Origin of the sequence: Paraoerskovia marina (assembly GCF_900105445.1) — a bacterium.
Lineage (GTDB): Bacteria > Actinomycetota > Actinomycetes > Actinomycetales > Cellulomonadaceae > Paraoerskovia > Paraoerskovia marina.
On record NZ_LT629776.1, the window covers coordinates 2,979,884 to 2,986,843 of the forward strand.

7 protein-coding genes and 4 pseudogenes are annotated in these 6,960 nt (G+C 73.3%); 1 reads left to right on the forward strand and 10 read right to left on the reverse strand.

From position 1 onward, the window contains the following. Positions 1-67 precede the first annotated feature (67 nt). Positions 68-1,114 (forward strand): LLM class flavin-dependent oxidoreductase, encoded by a 1,047-nt coding sequence (locus BLU20_RS13525; RefSeq protein WP_083372845.1) that lies wholly within the window; start codon positions 68-70, stop codon positions 1,112-1,114. Between the two features lie 91 nt (positions 1,115-1,205). On the opposite strand, the gene BLU20_RS13530 is transcribed toward BLU20_RS13525, so the two are convergent. The 10 genes and pseudogenes from BLU20_RS13530 to BLU20_RS13970 form a co-directional block, all read right to left on the reverse strand. Beyond that, positions 1,206-1,736: a GNAT family N-acetyltransferase gene (locus BLU20_RS13530; protein ID WP_083371098.1), complete on the reverse strand. Its 531-nt coding sequence runs from the start codon at positions 1,734-1,736 to the stop codon at positions 1,206-1,208. 10 nt (positions 1,737-1,746) lie between these two features. Further along, entirely contained in the window at positions 1,747-2,250 is a 504-nt protein-coding gene (locus BLU20_RS13535) for a GNAT family N-acetyltransferase (protein WP_083371099.1), read from the reverse strand. A 1-nt stretch (position 2,251) separates the two neighbouring features. Beyond that, positions 2,252-2,962 carry a phosphoribosylformylglycinamidine synthase subunit PurQ gene (gene purQ / locus BLU20_RS13540; RefSeq protein WP_083371100.1) on the reverse strand — a complete coding sequence of 237 codons (711 nt, stop codon included), beginning with the start codon at positions 2,960-2,962 and terminating at the stop codon, positions 2,252-2,254. After that, on the reverse strand, positions 2,962-3,222 hold the full coding sequence (purS, locus tag BLU20_RS13545; protein ID WP_029251918.1) for a phosphoribosylformylglycinamidine synthase subunit PurS: 261 nt from the start codon (positions 3,220-3,222) through the stop codon (positions 2,962-2,964). The genes purQ and purS overlap by 1 nt, the downstream gene beginning before the upstream one ends. A 150-nt stretch (positions 3,223-3,372) precedes the next feature. Further along, positions 3,373-4,305, reverse strand: a pseudogene (locus BLU20_RS13550) (phosphoribosylaminoimidazolesuccinocarboxamide synthase). 51 nt (positions 4,306-4,356) lie between these two features. Then, entirely contained in the window at positions 4,357-4,875 is a 519-nt protein-coding gene (locus tag BLU20_RS14240) for a hypothetical protein (protein WP_231959237.1), read from the reverse strand. A 20-nt stretch (positions 4,876-4,895) separates the two neighbouring features. Beyond that, positions 4,896-5,240, reverse strand: a pseudogene (locus tag BLU20_RS14435) (PAS domain-containing protein); the annotation flags it as partial. Between the two features lie 468 nt (positions 5,241-5,708). Next, complete coding sequence (locus BLU20_RS14245) at positions 5,709-5,981, reverse strand: hypothetical protein (RefSeq protein WP_157270509.1); 273 nt, start codon at positions 5,979-5,981, stop codon at positions 5,709-5,711. A 189-nt stretch (positions 5,982-6,170) separates the two neighbouring features. After that, positions 6,171-6,604, reverse strand: a pseudogene (locus tag BLU20_RS14250) (substrate-binding domain-containing protein); the annotation flags it as partial. Continuing rightward, positions 6,580-6,960 (reverse strand): annotated as a pseudogene (locus tag BLU20_RS13970) (hypothetical protein); the annotation flags it as partial. The pseudogenes BLU20_RS13970 and BLU20_RS14250, both read right to left, overlap by 25 nt.

The following is a 6,960-nucleotide window of genomic DNA, read 5'->3' on the forward strand; positions in this document are numbered from 1 at the left end:
CCGGGGGCCGCGCGAACGTGACGGACGAGACGGAACATCGGTGCCGGACGCGGCGTTGTACCCGGCGATGACTACCACGCCGCGCCTCTCCGTCCTCGACCTCGTCCCCGTCCGCACGGGCCAGTCCAGCGCGGAGGCGATCCACGCCTCGCTGTCGCTCGTCCAGCTCGCCGACCGTCTCGGGTTCGAGCGCTACTGGTTCGCCGAGCACCACAACATGCCGGCTGTGGCGGCGTCGACGCCCCCGGTGATGATTGCCGCGGCCGCCTCGCGCACCGAGCGCATCCGCGTCGGCTCGGGCGGCGTCATGCTGCCGAACCACTCCCCGCTGGTGGTCGCCGAACAGTTCGCGGCCCTGGAGGCGATCGCCCCCGGGCGGATTGACCTCGGCATCGGGCGGGCACCAGGCTCCGACCCCGTGGTGACGTACCTGCTGCGGGCCACCGGGCCGACGTCGGACGTCGAGAAGTTCCCTGAGCACGTCGACCAGATCCTCGCCCTCACCTCGCCCGACGGCGCGAGCCTCCGCCTGGGCGACGGCAAGGACTACCACGTGCGCGCGACCCCGGCCGCGACGAGCGCACCGACGGTCTGGCTGCTCGGGTCGAGCGACTACTCGGCTCGTCTGGCCGCCGAGCAGGGACTGCCCTACGCGTTCGCGTCGCACTTCTCGGGCCAGGGCATCGACGGCGCGCTCCGCCTCTACCGCGAGAACTACCGGCCGAGCGAGGCCTTCCCCCGCCCGACGACGTTCCTGACGTTCAACGTCTCCGTCGCCGACGACTCCGACGAGGCGCACGCACGCGCGCTCCCGCAGCTCCGCTCGATGGCCCGTCTGGTGACCGGCAAGCCGATGGGCCCCCAGGAGACCGTCGAGCAGGCGCAGGCCGCCCCGCTCGACGCGGCCGGCGAGCAGGCGATCGCGGCGATGCGCGACCGCTGGGTGATCGGCACGCCGGCCGAGGCCGCCGGCCGTCTGCGCGGCCTGGCCGACCGGTACGAGGTCGACGAGCTCATGCTCGTGCCCGTCTCCGGATCGCGCGAGTCCGACCCCATGGACGCCGCTCCGGGTCGGGCAGCGACCCTCGAGCTGTTGGCCGACGCGCTGCGCTGAGCACGGTCGGGCCGGTCAGGGCAGGGGCCGCACGGGCTCCTCGGGGCTGGTCGTCCTGGAGCGTGTCGACGAACCCTCGCACCGGATCCGGTCAGAGAGGTTTGGCGAAGCAGAGCGCCGGACCGTACATGTCGTACGGCGGCGCGGAGAAGCGGTCGTAGGGCGGGTACGGCTCGACGGGGCGAAATCCGTGCCGACGATACGTGGCGATCGCCTCGGGCTGCGACGGTCCCGTGCCCAGGACGAGGGACTTCGCCCCGCGATCTCGTGCCGTGCCGACCAGGTGCGCCAGGAGCATCGAGGCCACCCCACGTCGTCGGGCACCGGCCCGGACGAAGACCCGGGTCACCTCGAGCGCTCCCTCGGGAGCACCGACCTCGGGCGTGCGCAGCGCGGCATGCCCGGCGGGTCGGCCGTCGACGTCCGCGACCAGGGTGAGGAGAACGGCCCGACCGGTCGCGGCGTCGTCGGCGTCCCAGGCGGGCCGGCTCGCGAGATGTCCGAACAGGAGCGGGTAGAGGCGGAGATCGCTCTGCTCGGTGAACTCACGTCGCAGGCCGACGGCCTCGGGTGCGCCCCACGGGACGGCGCGAATCTCGGTCGTGCCGCCCGGCTTCAGCACGCCGTCCTCGTCACAGCTGCTTGGCGAAGCAGAGTGCGTCGCCGAACGAGTCGTACGGCGGGTACGGCGTGATCGGTGCGTACCCGAGGTTCACGTACGCGGCCGCGGCGTCCAGCTGGAGCGGACCGGTCCCGAGGACGACGGACGCGAACCCCTGCTCGCGGGCAGCGCTCTCGGCGGTCTCGACGAGCCGGGTGGCGACGCCCGACCGTCGCGCCCGGTCCCGGACGTAGACTTTGGCGAGCTCGACCGACCCGGCGGGTGCGCCGTCATCCGGGGCCCGGAGCGCCGCGTGCCCGACCGGGACCCCGTCGCGGAGCGCGACCAGCGTCAGCACGACGGACCGCCCGATCGCCGCGTCGTCGGCGTCCCACACGTCGCGGGGCGCGAGATGGCCGAACCCGTCAGGGTAGAGCCGCAGGTTCGTCCGCTCGAAGAACTCCCGACGCAGCTCCACCGCCAGCGGGTTGGACCACGCGACCTCGCGGATCCGTGTCCCCGGGTCCGTGACCACGTCAGGCGTGGACGAGCGAGCTCAGGATCGAGGTGAAGAAGCCGAGCCCGTCGACCCCGGCGCGCGCGCCGTCGTCGGAGTCCGGGCCGAAGCCCTTCTCGACGGCGTGCTCCGGGTGCGGCATGAGTCCGACGACGTTGCCCGCGGCGTTCGTGACCCCGGCGATGTCGCGGCGCGACCCGTTCGGGTTGCCACCGAGGTAGCGGAACGCCACCCGGCCCTCGGCCTCGAGCTCGTCCAGCGTGCGCTCGTCGGCGACGTACTGGCCGTCCTGGTTCTTCAGGGGCACCGTGATCGTCTGGCCCGCTGTGTAGTCGCGCGTCCACGCGGTCTCGGCGTTCTCGACGCGCAGCTGCTGGTCACGGCACACGAAGTGCAGGTGGTCGTTCTTGATCATCGACCCCGGCAGCAGGTGCGCCTCGGTCAGGACCTGGAAGCCGTTGCAGATGCCGAGGACGGGCAGACCGCCCTTCGCGGCGTCCACGAGGATGTCCATCATGGGTGCGAAGCGGCTAATCGCCCCGGCGCGCAGGTAGTCGCCGTACGAGAACCCTCCGGGGAGCACGACGGCGTCCACACCCTGCAGGTCGGCGTCGCCGTGCCAGAGGGAGACCGGCTCGCCGCCGGCCAGTCGCACAGCACGCGCCGCGTCCCGGTCGTCGAGCGTGCCCGGGAACGTGACCACGCCGATGCGGGCGGAGTCGAGAGCCATCAGGCGGTCTCCTCCGAGGCGTCGGCCACCCGGACGACGTCCTCGATGATCGGGTTGGAGAGCAGCGTCTCGGCCGCCTCGCGCGCGGCGGCGAGGACCTCGGGCGTCACGGCACCCTCGACCTCGAGCTCGAACCGCTTGCCCTGACGGGCCCCGGTGAACTGGGTGAATCCGAGGCGCGGCAGCGCCCCGACGACAGCCTTGCCCTGCGGGTCCAGGATCTCGGGCTTCGGCATGACCTCGACGACGACGCGTCCCACGGTGGCTCCTCGAGCGCTCGGGATGGTGGCGCCTGGCCGCGGACTCCACCACGGGGGCGGGCCGGACCACGACACCGGGATTCCGCGCACATCCTACCGGCCCCGCGTCGTCGTCCCGCTCGCGTCTCACTCACCGTCGACGGCGGTGGGTCAGGACAGACGCGAGCCCGTCAGACGCTCGTAGGCCTCGAGGTAGCGGTCGCGCGTGCGGTCGACGACATCGTCCGGCAGCGTCGGCGCGGGCGCGTCCGAGGCCTTGTCCCAGCCTGAGGCCGGCGACGTCAGCCAGTCGCGGACGTACTGCTTGTCAAAGCTCGGCTGGGCGCGACCGGGCTCCCACAGGTCCGCCGGCCAGAATCGCGAGGAGTCGGGCGTGAGCACCTCGTCGCCGAGCGTGATCGCGCCGCTCGTGGGGTCGATGCCGAACTCGAGCTTGGTGTCGGCGAGGATCACGCCGCGCTCGCGGGCGATCTGCTCGGCCCGGGCGTAGACGGCGAGGGTGAGCTCGCGCAGCCGGGCCGCGACGTCGTCGCCGACCGTGGCCGCGACCTGCTCGAACGTCACGTTCTCGTCGTGGTCGCCCAGCTCGGCCTTGGTGGCCGGCGTGAAGATCGGCTCCGGCAGCCGCGACCCGTCGACGAGACCCGACGGCAGCGGCACGCCGCAGACGTTCTGGCCCGCGCGGTACTCAACCAGCCCCGAACCCGTGAGTACCCGCGGACCACGCACTCGACCGGAACATGTCGAGGCGGCGGCAGATCATGGCCCGCCCCGCGACGTCGGACGGCACGAGCCCGTCCCCCGGCTCGACCGTGACGTCCGTCGAGACCACGTGGTTGGGCACCACGTCGGCGAGCTGGTCGAACCACCACAGGCTGAGCTGCGTCAGCACGGTCCCCTTGTCCGGGATGCCCGGGCGCAGGAGGTGGTCGTAGGCGCTGACCCGGTCGCTCGCGACGACGAGGACGACGTCCCCAGCGGGTGCACGCCGCCGTAGCTCGGCAGGTCGGGCTCGTAGAGGTCACGGACCTTGCCCGAGTAGACGTGGCGCCAGCCGGGCAGTTCCGCGGATTCGGCGGGCATGTTCAGGGACGCTGCAGAGTTCACGCCCCCAGTTTCCCACCACCGCGGGCGTCAGGACTCACGACGACGGTGCCTGAGACGGGCGCGCTCCTGCGACAGGCCCGCGCGCAGCTCGCGGAGCACCTCCTCCGCCGTGGTGTACGGCATCAGCGACGTCACCGACGCGCACTGCGCGTCGTCGCCGAGGAGCTGCTGGAGGGCGGCGGCACGCCGGGCCCTCGACCCGGGCGAGTCTCCGTCCATCAGCACGAGCAGCTCACGGTCGCGCACGCACAGGCTGTCCCCGGGCTCGAGCACCGAGCGCACGACGGAGCGCGTCACGTCGCTCGCCTCGGGACGTCGACCGCGACGACGCCGGAGTCGTAGGCCGCAGGACCACGGGCCCGCCGATGGCCCGTCGAGCCGGTCGGCGAAGAGCTCGGGGTGCACGGTCCCCGTACGCGGGTCCACGAGAGCCCGGCTCCGGAGCTCCGCCTCGCGACGCTTCGCATCCGAGTTGTCGACGAGGATGCCCACCATCCGGGCCCTCCGGCCGGCGTCGTCGTCGACCGTCCTGGCCCGGCACAGCATCCACCGGTACTCCCCGTCCGCCCTCGCAGGCGGTGCTCCAGGACCAGCGGGTCGCGGTCCCCGGCCAGCTGGGCCGCGATCGCGATCTGCACCTCGCGCAGGTCCTCCGGATGGACACGCCCGGTCCACTCGTCGATGCGCTGCCCGACCTCGTCGTCCGTGTGGCCCAGCAGGGCCTTCCACCGGGCCGAGTAGAAGACGACGCCGGAGACGACGTCCCAGTCCCACGTCCCTCCAGCGCCGCGTCCGCGGCCAGCGCGTACCGCTCCGCGGAGGCCCGGACCTCGAGCGCGAGCCGCCGCTCCCGGTCGGCGGCCCTCTCCAGCGCGGCCTGCTGCTCGCGGGACGCCGGCCCTTCTCCTCACGGTCCAGCGCGACCGCCAGCATCACCGCCCAGTGGTCGAACTTGTCCCGGGCGCTGGTGGCGCGGGTGTCGACCGCGCCGTCGATCATCAGCACGCCCCAGTTGCTCGACTCGAAGGTCACGGGGATGACGAACGTGATCGGCGCACCTGCGGCCTCGGTCCCCACGAGAGCCGGCGGAGGGAATGCCGACCGCGGGATCCGGCGGCCGATCATCGGCCGCGCCTCCGGCGTCGTGAGGGTGGTCCGACGACCTCCAGCTCGCGACCACCGCCCGCACCCTGGCGTCCCGCGGTGTCGGCCCACAGCGCCAGGGTCGCGCCGCGCCACGGTGGCCGCGGGCATCCAGTCGAGTCCGCGCAGCTCGTCGCGGTCGGCGTGCATGAGGTCGAGGTCGAGCTCGTACTGATCGGCGATCATCCGTTCGAGCCGGCCGGAGCGGTGAAGACTCACCTGGGCACACCCGGTGGTCACGGCCGTGACGAGGTCCGTCCGACCGCACGGACGGCCCGGACACGAGCTGCCGAGGCCCGCGTCGGGCGCGGCGCACGGACCCGGTCGGCGACCGCGTCCTCCACCGCGCGGATCGCGGGGATCAACCGCTCCAACGCCTCGGGATGGGGCAGGGCCGCCGTGGCGTCCGCGATCGCCTGGAGTGCCCGCGCCCCGGGTGCCCGGTCGGACGCACCGCGGTCGAGGACCTCGCAGACCGCGTCGTGCCAGGCGTCGACGGTCGGGACCACACGGCCGGACGTGGACTCGCCGTCCCCGGAGACCCCGAAGATCGAGCGGGCGGTCGTGAGCAGGCGCTCGCGGGGGCAGGCTTCGCCCTCCTCGGCCCGGTCGGCGCCGCGTCCGCCACCGAGGCATCCGCAGGACTCTCGGGTGACCAGCGTGGCGGCGCAGTGAAAGTCGCCGCGGACGTCCTCGCCCCCGATCCTCGCGAGCAGGAGGCGCGCCGCCAGCGCGCCGACGCGGTCGTGGTGCGGCTCGACCGTCGCCAGACGCGGTCGGACGCGCGCTCCCGAGTCGGAGTGGTCGAAGCCGACGACGGCCTGGTCCCGCGGAAGACTCAGCCCTGCGCCCGCAACGCGGCCGAGAACCCGACGGCGTTGCGGTCGGTCGCGGCGACGACCGCCGTCGTGGGGAGGCCTGCCTCCACCGCGAGCCGACCCGCCACGGCCGCGCTGACCTCCTGGTTGTCGGCCGTGCGGTAGAGCCAGGCATCGGTGGGAGCGATCCCATGCGCACGAAGCGTCGAGCGGTAGGACTCGTACCGCTCGACGATGTCCGGCTGGAGCAGGCTTCCGACGAACCCGATCCGTTCGTGACCGTGGCCGATCAGGTGCTCGACGGCCAGCCGCACGCCCCCGGTGTTGTCGGGGTGACCACCGGGGCCGAGACCCCCTCGGCGCGCTCGCTGAGCAGCACGAGCGGCACGCCCGACGCCTCGACGGCGCGCAACGTCTCGTGGTCGACGGCCGACGTGACGGCGACCACGCCGTCGAAGCGGTCGAGGCCCACGGGGTACCGCGCCGTCGGGCGTTCCGGGAACTCGTCCCTCGAGGTCCGAGGGGTAGGTCTGCACCGCCACGACGCGATGCCCGCCTCGCGGGCGCTCTGCGCGATCCCGCTCAGGAGACAGCCGAAGTAGTACCCGCCGACGACCGGTGAGAGGACACCGAGCGTCCATGGGCCGCCACCCCTCGACCTGCGCGTGCT